Source organism: Paraburkholderia silvatlantica (assembly GCF_003096715.1).
Lineage (GTDB): Bacteria > Pseudomonadota > Gammaproteobacteria > Burkholderiales > Burkholderiaceae > Paraburkholderia > Paraburkholderia silvatlantica.
Genome location: NZ_QEOL01000018.1, coordinates 162,035 through 179,596 on the forward strand (window position 1 = coordinate 162,035; position 17,562 = coordinate 179,596).

Annotated in this window: 10 protein-coding genes; 6 read left to right on the forward strand and 4 right to left on the reverse strand. The window is 62.8% G+C overall.

All coding sequences use genetic code 11. From position 1 onward, the window contains the following. The first annotated feature begins 252 nt into the window (after positions 1–252). Both C7411_RS23150 and C7411_RS37110 read left to right on the forward strand, forming a co-directional pair. A complete protein-coding gene (locus C7411_RS23150) occupies positions 253–1,827 on the forward strand; it encodes an ATP-binding protein (protein ID WP_165822871.1) in 1,575 nt (524 codons plus the stop codon). A gap of 84 nt (positions 1,828–1,911) precedes the next feature. Beyond that, positions 1,912–2,358 carry a hypothetical protein gene (locus tag C7411_RS37110; RefSeq protein ID WP_133253695.1) on the forward strand — a complete coding sequence of 149 codons (447 nt, stop codon included), beginning with the start codon at positions 1,912–1,914 and terminating at the stop codon, positions 2,356–2,358. A gap of 12 nt (positions 2,359–2,370) precedes the next feature. Here C7411_RS37110 and C7411_RS23160 read toward each other — a convergent pair whose 3' ends face one another. Both C7411_RS23160 and C7411_RS23165 read right to left on the reverse strand, forming a co-directional pair. Then, the gene (locus tag C7411_RS23160) at positions 2,371–3,945 is read right to left on the reverse strand and encodes a methyl-accepting chemotaxis protein (RefSeq protein WP_110386379.1); all 1,575 of its coding nucleotides are present in this window, start codon (positions 3,943–3,945) and stop codon (positions 2,371–2,373) included. Between the two features lie 350 nt (positions 3,946–4,295). After that, entirely contained in the window at positions 4,296–5,039 is a 744-nt protein-coding gene (locus C7411_RS23165; protein WP_110386380.1) for an SDR family oxidoreductase, read from the reverse strand. Positions 5,040–5,229: 190 nt separating this feature from the next. On the opposite strand from C7411_RS23165, the gene pdxR reads away from it, so the two are divergent. The 3 genes from pdxR to C7411_RS23180 all read left to right on the forward strand — a co-directional run bounded on the left by pdxR (position 5,230) and on the right by C7411_RS23180 (position 10,435). Continuing rightward, positions 5,230–6,762 carry a MocR-like pyridoxine biosynthesis transcription factor PdxR gene (gene pdxR, locus C7411_RS23170; protein ID WP_110386381.1) on the forward strand — a complete coding sequence of 511 codons (1,533 nt, stop codon included), beginning with the start codon at positions 5,230–5,232 and terminating at the stop codon, positions 6,760–6,762. A 97-nt stretch (positions 6,763–6,859) separates the two neighbouring features. After that, positions 6,860–8,158 carry a TAXI family TRAP transporter solute-binding subunit gene (locus C7411_RS23175; RefSeq protein WP_110386382.1) on the forward strand — a complete coding sequence of 433 codons (1,299 nt, stop codon included), beginning with the start codon at positions 6,860–6,862 and terminating at the stop codon, positions 8,156–8,158. 360 nt (positions 8,159–8,518) lie between these two features. Further along, positions 8,519–10,435: an AAA family ATPase gene (locus C7411_RS23180; RefSeq protein WP_110386383.1), complete on the forward strand. Its 1,917-nt coding sequence runs from the start codon at positions 8,519–8,521 to the stop codon at positions 10,433–10,435. A gap of 31 nt (positions 10,436–10,466) precedes the next feature. Here the strand turns inward: C7411_RS23180 and C7411_RS23185 are convergent, their stop codons facing one another. Together C7411_RS23185 and gcvA are read right to left on the reverse strand one after the other, a co-directional pair. Then, entirely contained in the window at positions 10,467–15,308 is a 4,842-nt protein-coding gene (locus C7411_RS23185) for an NAD-glutamate dehydrogenase (RefSeq protein ID WP_110386384.1), read from the reverse strand. 174 nt (positions 15,309–15,482) lie between these two features. Further along, positions 15,483–16,397, reverse strand: coding sequence for a transcriptional regulator GcvA (gcvA, locus tag C7411_RS23190; RefSeq protein WP_110386385.1), 915 nt, complete (start codon positions 16,395–16,397; stop codon positions 15,483–15,485). Positions 16,398–16,585: 188 nt separating this feature from the next. On the opposite strand from gcvA, the gene C7411_RS23195 reads away from it, so the two are divergent. Continuing rightward, the gene (locus C7411_RS23195; protein ID WP_110386386.1) at positions 16,586–17,290 is read left to right on the forward strand and encodes an SDR family oxidoreductase; all 705 of its coding nucleotides are present in this window, start codon (positions 16,586–16,588) and stop codon (positions 17,288–17,290) included. The last annotated feature ends 272 nt before the right edge of the window (positions 17,291–17,562 follow it).

A 17,562-nucleotide genomic window follows, 5' to 3' on the forward strand; every position in this document is an offset into this window, starting at 1 on the left:
TGTCCAGCACCTGGCGCCGGCGCTCCGCGACACCGCTCCCCCAGTGAGCACATTGCTTTGCGCCGCTATTGCGGCAACGCCAGATTAACAAAAGTTAATTTGTGGATAACAGTGAGGAAAAGACGTGTCGCCTATCATCCATCTCGATACGGTCCGCGCGCAATCAATCCGCTCACGATATCGGAGTGCCATAAGCCAGGCGGGTTGCCGCACGCCCAGTCCCTTGCCATAGCCATGCCGAGCAGAAAAGACATGAATCACGCGACAGCAGTCTCTCCATCGTTCGCTCCACACGCGCCGGTCATTCAGGTCGGCGAATGCGAGCTGGATCTCGGTTTGCGGGCGCTGCGCCGCGGCGGCAAGGCGGTGGACCTCGGGTCCCGTGCGTTCGATGTGCTCGCCACCATCGCTCTGGCAGCAGGACGCATTGTCTCCAAGGACGAACTCATGGAGGCGGTCTGGCCCGATACGATCGTCGAAGAGAACAATATCCATGTGCAGCTTTCGGCGATCCGCAAGGCGCTGGGCACGGACCGCAAGCTGATCCTGACGGTGCCGGGGCGCGGCTACCAACTGGCGGCGGCCCCCGACGCGCGAATCATGCCGTTGCCTCGTCATGAAGCCGGACCGGCGCGTGAGCCCAACGAACTGCGCGCGGGCGAACCATTGCTCGGGCGGGACGCCGCAATCGCCGAAATTCGCTCGATGATGTCCTCGGCGCGCATCGTGACGCTCGTCGGCGCGGGGGGCATCGGAAAGACCAGGATTGCCCGCGAGATCGCGCACCGGCTCGCCACGGAGCAGGAGGTCGACGTGCGCTTCGTCGAACTGGCCGCGCACGTCACGCGCGCGGCGGTCGTCCAGGCGTTCGCGGACGTCTGCGACGCGCCATTCGACGGAAACGGCCCCGATTTGCGCACCGTGGCGAATGTGCTGGCCGGCTTGCCCGGCCTGCTCGTCATCGACAATGCCGAACATGTTGTGGAGCACGTGGCCGAAATCGTCGACCTGACCAGCCGTGCCAATCCCCGGGTTACGATTCTCGCCACCAGCCGGTTCCGCCTGCGCGTGTCGCTCGAAGTGGTCTATCGTGTCGGCCCGCTCGCGCTCCCGAGCGCAGGCGACGGCCGCGATGCCGTGCTCCGCTCCCCCGCGATCGGTCTCTTCTTGCGGCGGCTGCTTTCGAATGGCGTGAACGCCGAGATGAGCGATGAACGGCTCCGGATGGTCGAGGAAATTTGCCGCCGCCTCGAAGGCATACCGCTCGCGCTCGAACTGGCGGCCAGACGCGCTTCCATACTTGGACTGGAAGGCATCCGCGAAGGGCTGGACGAACCCCTGCTCTATCTTGCCGGCGGCTATCGCACCGCCCAGCCCCGACATCAGTCTCTGCGCGCCGCATTCGACTGGTGCTTCGACATGCTCGATGCCGCCGAGCAAACGGTGTTCAGGCGCCTGAGCGTCTTCAACCGCGCCTTCACGGTGCAGGCCGCGTCGCAGATCGCCCGCGACGCCACGCTATCCAATGAAACCGTGATGGACTGTATCGGCGAACTGGTTGACAAATCACTCATTGAGATTCAATTCGAAGGTGCGAATGTGAAATACCATCTATTAGCGCCGGCTCGCGCCTACGGGCTTGAAAAACTGCTTGCCGCAGGCGAGATCTGCACGATTTTCGAGCGGCACGCGCTCTTTGCCAGCGGGCACCTTCCCGCGATTTCAATCGAATCCGGCGCATCGAACCCGTCCCGGGCGCTTAAAAAAATCGACGCGCGACGGTGGCATGAAGATCATCCTTCGTTATCTCGGGCCCCGGGGAGCTAGTTCCCTCCGCATTCATCATGTGAAAGGCTAAAGAAAGCGGGCTGCACGCCGATATTTGCGAGCAGAACCATTCGAGAGCGGGAAATGAACATGCAGGTCAATGCCAATATAACCCCCCAAGTTCCGCAAACCGGAACCGTCGCCAGTTCTACCGACACAGGTTCGTCGTCCACGACCACAGATTCCACCAGCGCTGGTTCCGCGGCATCGTCAGGCGGCGCAAGCGCGAGCGCGAGTACCCGTTCAGCCGCGGGTGTTTTGTCGGGCGCCAGTACGAATAGTGTCGCTATCCAACAGTTGAAAGCGCTCATCAACTCGTTGCGTGCGCAACTTGCTAAAACACAGGAAGCCATTGCCCACGAACGGGTTCTGGCCAGTCAGGACGCGAGCGGCGTTGCGGCCAGCACCGCCACGAGCCCGAGCGGCCAGGTCGCAGCCATCGAATCGGCGCTGCAAACGGCGACCGCGGAACTCGCACAGTTAATGCTCGCGAGCGGCAACACCACGGGTCTGGTGAACGATACCGTCTGACTGACCGAAGAATTACGACGTAACCGATGCAATCTTGAATTCCGAAACGACATCGTCGAGCAGCGCTGCCTGCTCCTTGAGCGACTGGGCTGCGGCTGCAGCCTGCTCAACGAGTGCTGCATTTTGCTGAGTTGTTGTGTCCATTTGCAGGACAGCTCCACTCACCTGTTCAATGTCGTGGCTCTGTTCCTGCGTAGCCCGGTGCAACTCGGCCATCAAGCCGCTTACCGCTGCAACTGACGACACGACCTCAGTCATGATCGCGCCCGCCCTTTGCGCGAGCAGCGAACCTTCGTCGATCTTCCCGACGGTAGCGTCGATCAAATGCTTGATCTCCTTTGCCGCCTGGGCACTTCGCTGAGCAAGACTTCGGACTTCGCTTGCGACGACCGCAAAACCGCGCCCGAGTTCTCCAGCCCGTGCCGCCTCGACGGCGGCATTCAGCGCCAGAATGTTGGTCTGGAAGGCGATGCTTTCAATCAGGCCCACGATTTCGGCAACCTTGCTGGAATGCACCGATATGCCTTGCATCGTCCGGACGACTTCGTGAACGACCTCGCCGCCCGCCGATGCTGTTTGTGAAGCGACCAATGCCTGTCGACTCACGGTATCGGCCGTCTCCGCGTTTTTCTTGACGGCCCGCGTCAACTGCGCCATGTTCGCGGCTGCAAGTTCAAGCGACGCTGCCTGTTGCTCGGTTCGCCGCGAAAGATCTGCGCTTCCGGAGGCAATCTCCTGTGCGCCGACGTTGATGGTTTCCGTTCCGCCGCGAACGCTGCGGACAGTTCGCACCAGCGCGTCCTGCATTGTCCTGACGTCCGCCATGAGCATTCCCATCTCGTTCCGATATTCGGCGAGCACATCGCCCTGAAGATTGCCTGAGGCAATGCGCGCGAGATGGGTCTTGATTTCAGCGACAGGGCGCACGACGATTCCGACGAGGATCAGCCTCGCGAGGATGCCCACGGCAAGTGCGGCTATCGCCGTTCCGGCAAGCATGGCCACCATCCAATGAAAGCGCGACTGCGCCTGCGCAAAACGTTCCCGCTGCGAGTCGACGACCGCGATCTCCCGTTCCTTCATCGCGCTCTGATAAGAGGCCACCGCATCCTGTGTTGCCTTCCCCTGGAGTTCCTTGAAGCGGCCGAAATCCATTTGGCCGAGCGCGTCGGCCGCCGGCAGGACTGCCTTGTCGAGGACAGACCGGCGGCGCCCTGTTAGCCGCTTCACCGCTTCCGAATCCGTCCCCGGCTGCAGTGAAAGATACTTCGAGAATTCGAGTTCGGAATCCTTCAGATCCTGTCGTGCGCCCGAAAGCAAGACGGGCTCCGGGTCACCCAGACCATATAGCGAAAGGTAACTATCGAGCGAAACGCGTGCACGCTGAAGCAACGCATCGCTGGTCTTCAGGGCGACCAACGAACTGGTATCGACTTCATGCATGGCTCGCAGCGCGTCGTTGTTCAGCTTCAGCGCCAGGATTCCCGCGGAACTCGTCACAGCGAGGATGACGACAAACACCGAAATTACGCAAGTCAGCCCGCTTTTTATGCTGAACCTCTTTAGCATATTTCTCCCCCGACTCATGAGTGTCACATCGACCTCTCACACGGGCCGTGACGACTTTTTATTAATATGGAAAGACTCCAACGCTTCCCGGCGGCCGCGCCGGAACGAGCCTGGGCGTCTTTCCGGTCCTTCGCACGATCCAGACGTCGCCCGCGGCCCGTCAACCTCGTATGTCCGGAGCGGAGGGATCACAGTCTATGAAGAAGCCCGATAACCTTCTAATGAAAAATTCGCTGTCCTCGATACCTATTTCGGCATTGGTATAAATACCTACCCATTCCCTCCTGGCGTAGTCGCGCAAGACAAATGGACACCGGCGCGCGATGCCTGCGAAAGCTTGGCGACCGGCCCTCCGACCACCAATTTGCTCATGCTTGCGCCAGCCACTCGTCGAGACTGATGCGGCCGATCCGCGCTTCGCCGAGCGGGACAAGCGATTGTTCCTCGACGCGACCGCCATAGTAGAGCGCATCGCGATCCGTCACCACCGGGCGGGCATCGCCCACCGATTTCAGATAACGCGAGACGATCTCCGCGAACGGCAGGCGGTCGGGGCCGGCGATGTCGACCGTGCCGTTCAGCGGCGCGGCGAGTGCGACCTGCGCGAGGATTGCCGCGACGTCGTCTGCGGCTATCGGCTGAAACAGTCCGTCGCCAACGCGCACCGTACCGCCTTCGGTGCCGTAATCGGCGATTGCGCCGATGAATTCCATGAACTGGGTCGCGCGCACGATCGTGTATGGCACGCCCGCCGCCTCGATCGCTTCTTCCTGCGCAACCTTGGCAACGAAATACGCGTTCTCCGGCGTGCGCTCGCAGCCGACGATGGACAGGGCGACGTGATGGCGTACCCCAGTGGCCACTTCCGCTTTGCCGAGGTTGCGCGCCGAGTTGCGGAAGAAGTCGAGCACCGCCTGGGGCTCCCACGAGGGCGCGTTCGCCACATCCACGACCACGTCGGCGCCCGCTAGCGCATTGCTCAGGCCCTCCCCTGTCACGGCGTTCACGCCGTTACGCGGCGACGCGGCAAGCGCCTCATGACCCGCGTCGCCAAGCAGCTTCACGAGACGCGACCCGATCAGGCCGGAACCGCCGATTACGACAATCTTCATGACAGATTCTCCAGATGAGAGGCAGTGAACGCGCAAAAGCGCCTGGCGGGCGTCGCATCGACTGAACGATTTCGCCGCCGTCGCATCGCGTGAGGCTATTGTGGGAAGATCATGAACTACCGAGAAGTGCCAAGAATTGTCGTTTCGACCAGGCCAAGTGACTTCCGCACACCTTGCCAGCAAAACAGTCATGCCCGCGCCGCCCGCCACATTCACCATCGATATCGATCGCCAGCAGCACTCGCCGATCTACCTGCAGATCTGCGAGCGCATCAGAACGGCGATCGCTGCTGGCCATCTGCGGCCCGGCGATCGCGTGCCCGCCCTGCGCAGCCTCGCCACACAGCTGAATACGGCGCGCGGCACGGTTGAACTGGCCTATACGATCCTGGTCGACGAGGGCTACCTGCAGATGCGCGGCGCGGCAGGCACCTACGTGTCTCCCTCGCTGCCGGCGTCGGTCACGCGCCCATCGCAGATCGCGAGGGATTCGAACAGCAGGCAAAACGCCAGGGAAAAGGCCACGCCGGAAGCACCGGGCGACTTGCCTGGCGCGCATGTGGCGCCGCGTCAGCTTGCCATTGCCGCCGCCATGAGCGGCGAGCCGCGGCCGCTGCAGCCCGGGCTGCCGGCACTCGACGCGTTTCCCATCAAGGTGTGGAATCGTCTCGTTTCGCACCGCGCGCGCAGCGGCGAGCGCGCGATGTTCGCGTACCCCGATCCGGCAGGCTACCGGCCCCTGCGCGAACACATCGCCACCTATCTAGGGTTGTCGCGCGGGGTGACCTGTGTGCCGGAGCAGGTGTTCGTGACCGGCGGCTATCGAGCGACGCTCGAACTCGTGTTGCGCAGTCTCGCCCGCCCGAACGATCGCGTATGGTTCGAAGATCCGGGCTATCTGCTCGCGCGCGGTTTTCTGGCCGAGACCGGCGTCCAGCTCGTGGCGGTACCGGCGGATGATGAGGGTATCGATGTCGAACGCGGCAAACGCCTCGATGCGCAGGCGCGCTTCGCGCTGGTCACGCCGTCGCATCAGAGCCCCCTCGGACGCACGCTGTCTCTCGCGAGACGCATGGCGCTGCTGGACTGGGCAGAGCAAGCGTCGAGCTGGATCGTCGAAGACGATTACGACAGCGAGTTCCGTTATCTCGGCCGTCCTTTGCCGGCGCTGAAGAGCCTCGACCGGCACGATCGTGTGATCTACTGCGGCACGTTCAGCAAGGTGATGTTTCCCGGTTTGCGGCTCGCGTATACGGTGGTGCCCGAGCGGGCCGTCGAGCGCGTCGCCCGGGTGGCGTACAGCATGAATGCCGGATCGCCGACGCTGTTGCAAGCGGCGTTGGCGGATTTCATCGAGCGGGGGCATTTTGCGCGGCATCTGAAGCGCATGCGTGCGTTATATGCCCAGCGGCGCGTGCTGATCGTGCATGCACTCGAACAGGCCTTCGGCGAACGGCTGATTGTCGAATTGCCGCCGGCGGGAATCCAGTTCGCGGTGCGGTTCGGCGAAGGCCCTGATGGTCCGGTCGACGACGTCGCCGTTGCCGGGCGCGCCCGCAAAGCAGGGCTCGCCGTGCTGCCGCTTTCGAGCTGGTACGCGAATGGCGGCACGCAGCACACGCCGCGCGGCCTTGTGATGGGGTTCGCGAACGTTGCGGATGCGGGTGAGGCCACCCGGCTTGCGCGAACGTTGCGTGGGTGTCTCGAGGAGCGGCGCAGATGACGCCGCTACAATAAAGACCTTGCTGCGCTAAATCCTGGAGGCGCAAATAACGATGCCCCGACACAATCCGGCACTGCATCGCAGCCAGAAAGCCCCCATGACCAGGGCGAAGCGGCGCTTCCTGATCGCCGGCGTAATCGTTCTGTTGGCTGCGTTTGGCTGGGTGGTGGCGATCGTCGCCGCACCCGCGTTCCAGCGCACCATCGTCATGACCAGCGGCGCGGACAACGGCATCTATCGCGGCTTTGCGGATCGCTATGCGCCCATCCTGAAGCGCGCGGGCATCAAACTCGATATCCGCAGTTCTTCCGGCTCGGTGGAAAATTATGAGCGGTTGAGAGACCCGAACAGCGCCTACGAAGCCGGGTTCATCCAGTCGGGTACCACCAGCCCGAAGGAGACCGACGGTCTGCAGACGATTGCCGCCGTGTCGTATGAGCCGATCTGGGTGTTCTATCGCGGCGACACGACGGTCGACCGGCTGTCGCAACTACGTGGCAAGAAGATTTCGACGGGCGTGCCCGGCAGCGGCCTGCTTAACGTTGCGCAGGTGTTGCTCGGCTACAGCGGCATCACGAGCCAGAACTCCACCCTGCTGCAAATGGATGCACCGGCAGCTTATCAAGGGCTCGAAAGCGGCCGGATCGACGCGGCGTTCTTCATCGGCAGGCCCGACGCCGAGATGCAGAAGACGCTGCTGAACAGCAATCTCAAACTGATGAGTTTCGCGCAGGCAGACGCGCTGGTTCAGAAGTTCCCGTCGCTTTCAAAGATCGTCTTGCCGCGCGCGTCGACGAGTGTCGTGGATGATCTGCCGCGCACCGACGTTACGCTGCTCGCGGCAACGGCACTGCTGGTTTCGAAAGACACGCTGCATCCGGCGCTCGTTTATCTGCTGCTCGACGCGGCTCACGCCGTTCACGGCGGCGAGGATTACTTCACCCCGCTCGGTACGTTCCCTAACCTGAAGACGGAAGAATTTCCGGTCTCCGACGAAAGCGTCCGCTACTTCAAATCCGGTCAGCCGTTCCTGTACCGCTCTCTGCCGTTCTGGCTTGCGAGTGTGATCGAACGACGGCTGTTGATCCTCGTGCCATTCGCGGCGCTCCTGATTGGCTTGCTTCAGGCGTTGCCGCGCCTGCTCGAAGCGCGGATGAAAAAGCGGCTCGTGGTTTGGTACCGCGAAATCAAGGCACTCGAAGACGAAGTGTGGAGCAACAGCGAGCCGACCCGTTCGCAGATCGCGCAATGGAGCGAAGAAATCGAAAACATCGACGCGAATGCGAGCCGGATACGTATTCCGTATCGCTATTTTCAGGATGTCTACGCGCTCAAGCAGGCGATCGGCGTCGTGCGGGACCGGATAGCCCATGTTGCGCAGCGAACGAAGGAATAGCGGCGCGTCGGCTTCGCAGCCGACACCCCACTATCTCGCAGTTGCAGAAGACGAATAGATCGCTGGCACGGCTGGACCATCGACCCTGAGCATGCCCAGCGCACCCTTATTGAAGGCGCGGAAAATCGAATGGCCGACGAGCAGGAACGAGGCGATTGGCACCAGCGGCGGCTATCCGCCAATCCCTTTTTTCGCTCGCCGCCCAACGCAGGCATAATTCCAAAGGAGCAGCGCGATTAAAAGGGTCGTTTTCGTATTCCTGACTATCCATGGACTACGCAAGGCGAGACGTTCGAGCGCCTCCAGTCCCACGATCGATTATCTGGCACCGTTATGGCGGCGCCAGGCAGGAATGGATTCATGAAACCGGCAAGGAATTCGCGGTGGTCACGCTTTGGCCGATATGCGGCGTTGTGGGTAGGCGCGGTCGCGCTCGCGGCGACGGCTGGCTTCTTCTACTGGCGACATGCAGCGAATCTTGCGCAGTCCCAGCCGGCTGCGCTGACGGGTGTGGCCAGCGAAATGCGGCATGACGCATCGCCATGGACGAAGCGCGAGAAAGATGCCTCGGAATTGCTGCGCGATATTCGCGATCGCGATGTCGCCGCAATCGGCGTGAGCCGCGAAGCGATTCTCGTCTCGACGATCAAGGGCGAAAGGTATTATGTGGCCGATCACAATGGCGCGTTCGCGAACGCCCTGCTGCTCGGCGACCTGAAGCCGGGCGCGACGCCTCCCTGGCAACTCGTCTGGTTGCCTCACGCCGATGTGCGCGTCGGCGCCGAGCGTTGGACAGAAGCCCTCGACCGCGTGCGCGACGCGCTCAGTCTGGTGCTCCCCGTGCTGATGCTAGGAGGCTTGCTGTGGTTCATGCGCCGGGAAATGGGCGGCGGCGCGCAATTGCTCGGCGAATCGCCAGCTTTGCGCTTCGACGACGTGATCGGCGCAGGCGAAGCGAAAGCCGCGCTCGCCGACGTGCGTGCGTGGCTCATCGAGCCGGCGCAGTTCACCGCCATGGGCGTGCGCGCGCCATGCGGCGTGCTGATGACGGGCGGCCCAGGCGTCGGCAAGACGCGCCTCGCGCAGGCGCTCGCAGGCGAATGCGGCGCGAATTTCATCGCCATCACGGGCAGCTATTTCAGCGCGAAGTATTACGGCGTGGGCATTCAGAAGGTCAAGCGCCTGTTCGAACTCGCGCGCAAGAACGCGCCCACGGTCATCTTCATCGACGAAGCAGACGGTCTCGGCAAGCGCACCGATACGGGCGGCGGCCCGGTCGAGGCGGAAAGCAACCGCATCATCAACCAGTTGCTCGCGGAGATGGATGGGTTCGAATCGAATGAAGGTGTGATCATCGTCGCCGCGACCAATCACCCGGACAATCTCGACGAAGCGCTGCGCCGCCCAGGCCGTTTCGACCGCACGGTGCAGGTGCGTTTGCCCGACCTGGAGGATCGCGCGGAAATTCTGCGCTTTTACGCCGGCAATCTGAAAACGAAAGCCGACGGCCTCGATTTCAACCAGCTCGCGCGGCTGACCACGGGCCTTTCGCCGGCCACGCTTTCGATGATCGTGAATCAGGCGGGTCTCGTCGCGCGCAAGGCCGGTAAGCAGGAAGTGGCCGCAGTGCATTTTCTCGAGGCGATCAAGATTGCGCGCATCGGCGACGTCAACGGCGCGGAGCGCGCGCTTTCGGACGACGAACGCACGCGCATTGCGATCCATGAAGCGGGGCATGGTCTCGTCGCCGCGCTCCTCGGCACCGGCGTGCTCGAAGAAGTGACGATTTTGCCGCGCGGCGGTGCATTGGGCGTGGCGCTGATCACGAAAATGCAGGACAAGTACCTGTATCGCGAGACGGAAATGCGCAACGAGATCCAGGTGCTGCTGGGCGGGCGCAATGCGGAACGGCTCATGTTTCGCGAAGCATCGAGCGGCGCGGCGCAGGATTTGCAGGAAGCGTCGCGCATCAGCCTCGACATGGTGTCGAAGCACGGCTTCAACACGGATGGCAATCTGTTCAGCCTCGCGGCGCTGCCGCAACAGGTCGCGGGCTTGCAGTTGAAGACCGCGATCGAGCACGCGAACGGGCTGCTGCACGAACTCAACGACGCATGTTTCGCGTTGCTGCGTACGAACGAGCCGGTGCTGCGCGCGATAGCCGATCAGTTGCTCGAAGCGGAGACGGTGCCCGGCGAGACGGTCTATCGTCTGATTCGCGAACATGCTGCGGCCGTGGCGAGCACGCAAGCGGTGACCGAAGCGGCCGCCGCGTGAGCCGCTTGCACCGCCGTCATCGCTCAGCGCCTCAAGCCCGTTCGAGCGCCGCCATCGCCCTCGCGATCACGAGCAGCACGGAAAGACTCACGCCGCTCGAAGCACGCAGTTCCGTCAGCAACTGCCCATAACGCTCCAGCGCAGCCTCGTGCTGAGCGCACCATGCGTCCACGAGCGTTTGTGCGTCGGCGGCATCGGCGCCTTGTGCAAGCACGCTCGTAGTGAGCGCGCGCTTGAGGTGCGCCACCTCGGCGAGCGCCGCCGCGCGCGCCATGGTGTCCCAATGCGTCGGCGTCGGCAGCGTTGCCGCACGCTCGCCAATCCAGCTGTAGTTGAGCCGCGTTCCCAGGGCGAAGTACGCCGCCGCAACGCGCTCCAGCGGGCGGTCGCACGCCGCCGCCACATCGGCGATGTCGAGCAGCGCTACCGAAATGTCTCCGCTCGCCACGCGCAGCGCGAGCGCGTTTTCGACGCCCGCCTTCACGAGCTCGCCCTGGCGTGCCGAAAGCGCTTCGAGATCCGCTTCGGGCAACAGCGTCGGCAATTGCGGCGCGAGGTGCTGAGCGGCGTCGCGACAACGCGCCAGCAGCGTGCTCATACCATCGTTATCCACCGCGCCCGCCTGCAGATGCCGCAGGAACCACAGCACCGCGCGTTCGAGCAGCCGCGCGATGTCGACGAACATGCGCGCCTGCACGTCGTCGGGCACACGGTTGTCGAGCGCGTCGATGGCGCGCCAGATATCGTTGAGGCCGAATACGTCGCGCGCCATGATGCACGCGCGCACGATTTCGCCGGGTTGTGCGTCGGTTTCCTCCATCAAACGATGCACGAATGCGCAGCCCACGCGGTTCACGAGCGCGTTCGTCAAATGGGTCGCGAGAATTTCGCGCCGCAGCGGATGCCGATGCATGGGTTCGCTAAAGCGCTGCTGCAGCGGCTGCGGGAAGTAGTCGATCAGCAAATCCGCGACGAGCGGGTCTTCCGGCACGGATGAGTCGAGCAACGCATCGTAGAGCCACATCTTGCTGTAAGCGAGCAGCACGGCCCGCTCTGGCGACGTGAGTCCGAGTTTCGCGGCCTGGCGTTCGGCGATTTCGTCGTCGGTCGGCAGGAATTCGATATGGCGGCTCAGACGTCCTGCGCGCTCGAGCCAGCGCATGAAGCGCGATTCGGCATCGAGCAGTTCCACAGCGTAGCGGCCCGCAATCGAAAGCGCCTGCGTCTGGTAGTAGTTGTCGCTCAGCACCAGCAGTCCGACTTCGTCGGTCATTTCGGCGAGCAAGCTATTGCGCTGTTTCGTCGTCATCTCGCCGTCGGCCACCACGAGGCCAAGCAGGATCTTGATGTTCACTTCGTGATCCGAACAATCCACGCCTGCCGAGTTGTCGATCGCATCGGTATTGATATGGCCGCCGTGCTGCGCGAATTCAATGCGCCCGAGCTGCGTGACACCGAGATTACCGCCCTCGCCCACGACCTTGCAGCGCAGTTCGGAGCCGTTCACGCGCACCGCGTCGTTGGCCTTGTCGCCGACTTGTGCATTGGTCTCGCGCGTGGCTTTCACATACGTGCCAATGCCGCCGTTATAGAGCAAATCGACGTTCGCAAGCAGGATCGCACGAATCAATTCGGTTGGCGAGAGCGCCGCCGCTTCGATGCCAAGCGTCGTTCGCACTGCGGCCGAAAGCGGGATTGTCTTCATGGTGCGCGCGAACACGCCGCCACCCGCCGATATCGTAGCGGGATCGTAGTCGGCCCAGCTCGAGCGTTCGAGCGCGAAGAGCCGCGCGCGTTCCGCCAGGCTCGCCGCCGTATCGGGATTGGGGTCGAGAAAAATATGGCGGTGATCGAAGGCTGCGACGAGCTTGATATGCGGCGAGAGCAGCATGCCGTTGCCGAACACGTCGCCCGACATGTCGCCAATGCCGGCCACGGTGAAATCGGTGGCTTGCGTATCCACGCCCATTTCGCGGAAATGCCGCTTGACCGACTCCCATGCGCCGCGCGCCGTGATCGCCATCTTCTTGTGGTCGTAGCCCACGGAGCCGCCCGAGGCGAAAGCGTCGTCGAGCCAGAAACCGTATTCGGCGGAGATCGCGTTCGCGTAGTCGGAGAACGTGGCCGTGCCCTTGTCGGCGGCCACGACGAGGTACGGGTCATCGGGGTCGTGGCGTACGACATCGGGCGGCGGCTCGATCGCGTTGTTCACGAGGTTATCGGTGAGATCGAGCAGGCCGCGCAGGAAGGTCTGATAGCACGCCACGCCCTCGCGCATCCATGCTTCGCGGTCGCTAGCCGGCGGCGGGTTCTTCACGACAAAGCCGCCCTTCGACCCCACCGGCACGATCACAACGTTCTTCACCATCTGGGCTTTCATGAGGCCCAGCACTTCGGTGCGGAAGTCTTCGCGGCGATCCGACCAACGCAGGCCGCCGCGCGCGACGCGCCCGCCGCGCAAATGCACGCCCTCCACGCGCGGCGAGTAGACCCAGATCTCGAACATGGGCTTCGGCTCGGGGAGGCCCGGCACTTTAGACGGATCGAATTTGAACGAAAGCGAGGGCCGCGCTGCGCCGTTGGCATCGCGGCGGAAATAGTTCGTGCGCACCGTCGCATTGATCACGCCGAGGAACTGCCGCAGGATACGGTCTTCGTCGAGATTGGGCACCTGGTCCAGCGCGCTTTCAATGGCCTCGAGCATGAGCGCCGTGCGTTCTTCCCGTGCCTGTGAATCCCGCGGATCGAACCGGAGTACGAACAGTTCGACGAGCTGCCGGGCGATCGCCGGATTGCCGGTTAGCGCACGCTCGATATAGGCGTCGCTGAATGTCGAGCCCACCTGGCGAAGATACTTTGCATAGGCGCGCAGGATCGTGACTTCGCGCGCGCTCAGATAGGCGCGCAGCACGAGCCGGTTGAAATCGTCGTTTTCGATGCGGGCGTTCCAGACGCTTTCGAACGCATCTTCGAACAACCCCTTCACGCGTTCGATGTCGAATTCGGCGTCGTCCGCAAGTTCGAGGCCGAAATCGTGGACCCATGCAGGTGCGCAGGACGGCGCCTCGATCACATAGGGCCGCTCTTCATCCACGCGCACGCCGAGATGTTCCAGCATCGGCAGGCTGCGCGAGAGCGCAATCGCTTCGCCCGTGCAATAGACCTTGAAGCGAAACGTACGCGGCCCCGCCTCGATCGGGCGGTACAGATTCATCGCGATGTGCTGCGTCCCCTGCACCCGCTCGATCAGTTCGATGTCGCGTACCGCCGTGCGCGCCGGATAGTCGTCGCGATAACCGGGCGGAAACGAATCGGCGTAGCGATGCAACAGGCGCGTGCCCTGCTCTTCGCCGAATGCATCTAGCAGCGCGTCGGCCAGATCGTCCTGCCAGCGGCGCGTGACCTGCACGAGCCGCGCTTCCAGTTCGTGCGTGTCGACTTCGGGCATCGAGCCGGGCTCGGCGTGCACGACGAAATGGATCCGCGCGATCGCCGACTCCGAAAGCAACGGCGTGAACTCCACGGAAACGCCGTTAAAGGCCTCCACAAGCAGGTTTGCAATCCGCCGCCGCAAGTCGGTGTTGTACTTGTCGCGCGAAACGTACACGAGGCAGGAAACGAAGCGGTTGAAGCGGTCGCGCCGCACGAATAGCCGCGTGCGCTGGTGTTCCTGCAAGCGCAGCACACCGAGCGCGATATCGAAAAGCTCGTCTTCGCTCGCCTGCAGCAATTCATCGCGCGGATAGGTTTCCAGCACCGTCACCAGCGATTTGCCGAGATGGCCTTTTGGCAGGAACCCCGCGCGCTGCACGATATTCGCGCATTTGCGCCGCACGATCGGGATTTCGGCGGTGGAGACCATGTAGGCGGTCGAGGTGTAGAGGCCCACGAAGCGGCGCTCGCCGCACACTTTGCCGTCCGCGCCGACAAGTTTCACCCCAACGTAGTCGAGATAGCCGGGCCGGTGCACGGTGGCGCGCGAGTTCGCTTTTGTCAGGAAAATGGGCCACGCGCCGCTGATGATGTCTACGGCTGCGGGCGGCAACGGCGTGATGTCGGGCGCGCCCGGCGCGCGCAGCGATTCGCGCAGAATGCCGAGACCCGAGCCTTCCACGCCGCGCAGGGCGTAGCCGCCGTCGTGCGAAACCAGCGCGTAATCGCGCTGGCCGAGGAAGGTGAAATGGTCAGCTACCATCCATTCGAGAAACGCACGAGCTTCGATATCCTCTGCGCTCGTTTCGCGCGCCTTCATCGCCTTGATGGTGGTGCGCGCGGCCTCGAGCAGGTTCGGCCAATCTTCTACCGACGCCCGCACGTCGCCAAGCACCTTGGCGATGTCGCTGCGCAATTCGTCGAGCTTTGCTGCATCGCCGCAGCGGTCCACCTCGAAATGGATGAACGAGGCGAGCTGCGATTGGCCGTCGCCGGCGCTGGCGCCGGCCTCATCCACACGCGCGACCGTGCCGTCCTTGCCGCGCCAGATCCGGAATACGGGATGCAGCGCCGAATGCAGCGCGAGCCCCAGACGGTTGACGGCCATGGAAACCGAATCGACGAGAAATGGCATGTCGTCGTTCACGATTTCGATGACCGTATGGTCCGAATGCCAACCGTGCTGTTCGACGATCGGGTTGTAGACCTGCATGCGCTCGCTGCCCGGCACGAAGCGCTGTGCGGTTCGCCAGTGCGCCATGGCGGCGCCGTAGAGGTCGGCGATGCTGCGGCTGCGCAGATCCTCGGCGTCGGCGAAATCGTAGTAGTGCCGCAGGAAAGGCTCGACGATCTGGAACGTCGGCTCGGGCAAGCGCGCCCGCGCAAATTCCATGACGTCGGAGAGCAGATGGGCGACGAATTCTTCGTTCCTCGCTAGCATGACGAACTCCTTGGCGGATAGTCATCGACTGCATCGGCGGTTCAGTCATTATGCACCGGCAAGGTGATCGAACGATGAATGCGTGCGCACGGACTGCCTCACGGTAAGGCGCTGCGCTGCAATGCGGATGGTGGCGCAGAATTTGCTGCCTGCGGATGCTCGCTTCAACGCGCTCTATGGCGCCGTTTTCGATGCGGATTTGAATTGGGCGAGCAGCCAGGTGCGCAGCTTCTGGCTCGTCTCCCACCGGACGCCGGCCTGCGGAAGGACAATGTAATAACCCAGCGACAGGGGCAACGAAAAATCGAACAGGCGTTGCAGCCTTCCGGCCACGATATCGCGCTCGACGAGATGCTCGCTCGTGAGCGCAATGCCCTGCCCCGCAATGGCGGCATCGATGGCGAGCGACGATTGGCTGAAGTGCGGGCCTTTCAGCACGCCTGGTTCGTGTATGCAACCAAGGGCGCTGAAAAACTCCGGCCACAGATCATGAGAATCGTGGAGCAGCACATAGTTTTCCAGGTCCGAGACCGTGCGCACCGGGCAATGGGACTTGAGCAGTTGCGGGCTGGCTACGGCGAACACCTGCAGCGGAAATAGCAGGTCGCTCACGAGACCTTTCGCGAACGGCGGCTTGCTGAGCCGAACCGCGATATCCACGCCATCGGACCTGAAGTTGCACAGCGCCGCATCAGCAATGATCCGGACGTCGATGTCCGGGTGTTGCTCTCCAAACTCTGCAAGCCTGGGTATCAGCCATTTCGAAGCGAAGGACGGCGTGGTGCTGATCGTGAGGGACGTTGAACGCCGGTTCAGCGCCGCAGTCGCGTCGGCGACGATCGTCAGCGCCCGTTGAACGGCAGCGAAGTAAGTCTGCCCCTGAGTCGTGAGAGCGAGACCTCGCGGCCCCCTCGCGAAAAGGGGCAAATTCAGGGCCTCCTCCAGCACCCGAACCTGTTGCGCAACCGCGCCTTGCGTGACGCCGAGCTCCTCGGACGCGAGGCGGAAATTGAGGTGCCGGGCGGATGCGTCGAACGCGCGAAGCGCATTCAGCGGCGGCAGATGGCGTGGCTTCAATGAACGTTTCAACGGGTATATTGGCTCGTGGAAAGCCGGTAATCAGCCCGCGGTGATCCACCAACGAGCCAGTAGATATTTTATCGTCAGACTATAAGAAACATCATTCGACAATCCAGTCGTAACGCCATACAGTTTCTGGACGATTTCCCATTTGGCGCAGTTCTGACGCGCTGAATCCCATTCAAGGAGAGAGCACCATGGCAGTAGAAAAAGTAGCACTCGTCACGGCGGCCGGCAAGGGTATGGGCGCGGCGATCGCGCGCGAACTGGCAGCCGGCGGCTACCGCCTGGCCTTGATGTCGCCCTCCGGCAGCGCGGCCGAGCTGGCAAGGGAGCTTGGCGGGTTCGGCTTTACGGGCTCGGTAACCGAGCCGGACTGTATCGACCGATTCGTTGGCGAAACGCTCGAAAAGTATGGCCGCATCGACGCTGTGGTGAACAACACGGGGCATCCGCCTAAGGGCGATCTGCTTTCCGTTGCGGACGAACAGTGGCACCTCGGACTCGATCTCATCTTGCTCAACGTCGCTCGCGTGCTGCGTCGCGTGACACCCGCGTTTCTCGAGCAAGGCGGTGGCGCGGTGGTGAATATTTCGAGCTTTGCCGCCGATGCGCCTGAGCAGGCCATGCCTGTTTCTTCTGCGCTGCGCGCCGCGTTGAGTTCGTTCACGCGCCTTTATGCCGATCGCTACGCAAAGGACAATATTCGAATCAACTCCGTGCTGCCGGGATTTATCGACAGTTGGCCTGAAACGCCCGAGATCGTCGCCCGCATTCCGGTTGGCCGCTTCGGGAAAACACAGGAAATCGCGCAAACGGTCGCCTTCCTGTTGTCGGATGCTGCGGGGTATATCACGGGGCAAAACATCCGTGTGGATGGCGGCATCGTGCACGGTCTGTAACGCCGCAAGTATGGATCAGAGCGTCGATAAGGTCTGGGCACGCCTGCATGCGGGCGCAAATGCGGGAAAGGAGCGTTCGCCCTCCACGATGCTGCAGGTCGCGACGATCGCGCCAGACGGTGCACCTGCCGTGCTGACGGACGTGTTGCACCGTACATCTCGCGAGCGGTGTTCAGTCCCAAACGCCAGAACCCCGGTTCTCTTCAGGAGAGACCGGGGTTCTGGACGGTACAGCATAGGGAGCCTGACGATTACCTACTTTCACACGGGCA

Bases quoted from the DNA above. Each gene is read 5' to 3' on its own strand.
- C7411_RS23150 (WP_165822871.1), top strand. From the start codon at position 253: ATGAATCACGCGACAGCAGTCTCTCCATCGTTCGCTCCACACGCGCCG.
- C7411_RS37110 (WP_133253695.1), top strand. From the start codon at position 1,912: ATGAACATGCAGGTCAATGCCAATATAACCCCCCAAGTTCCGCAAACC.
- C7411_RS23160 (WP_110386379.1), bottom strand. From the start codon at position 3,945: ATGAGTCGGGGGAGAAATATGCTAAAGAGGTTCAGCATAAAAAGCGGG.
- C7411_RS23165 (WP_110386380.1), bottom strand. From the start codon at position 5,039: ATGAAGATTGTCGTAATCGGCGGTTCCGGCCTGATCGGGTCGCGTCTC.
- pdxR (WP_110386381.1), top strand. From the start codon at position 5,230: ATGCCCGCGCCGCCCGCCACATTCACCATCGATATCGATCGCCAGCAG.
- C7411_RS23175 (WP_110386382.1), top strand. From the start codon at position 6,860: ATGACCAGGGCGAAGCGGCGCTTCCTGATCGCCGGCGTAATCGTTCTG.
- C7411_RS23180 (WP_110386383.1), top strand. From the start codon at position 8,519: ATGAAACCGGCAAGGAATTCGCGGTGGTCACGCTTTGGCCGATATGCG.
- C7411_RS23185 (WP_110386384.1), bottom strand. From the start codon at position 15,308: ATGCTAGCGAGGAACGAAGAATTCGTCGCCCATCTGCTCTCCGACGTC.
- C7411_RS23195 (WP_110386386.1), top strand. From the start codon at position 16,586: ATGGCAGTAGAAAAAGTAGCACTCGTCACGGCGGCCGGCAAGGGTATG.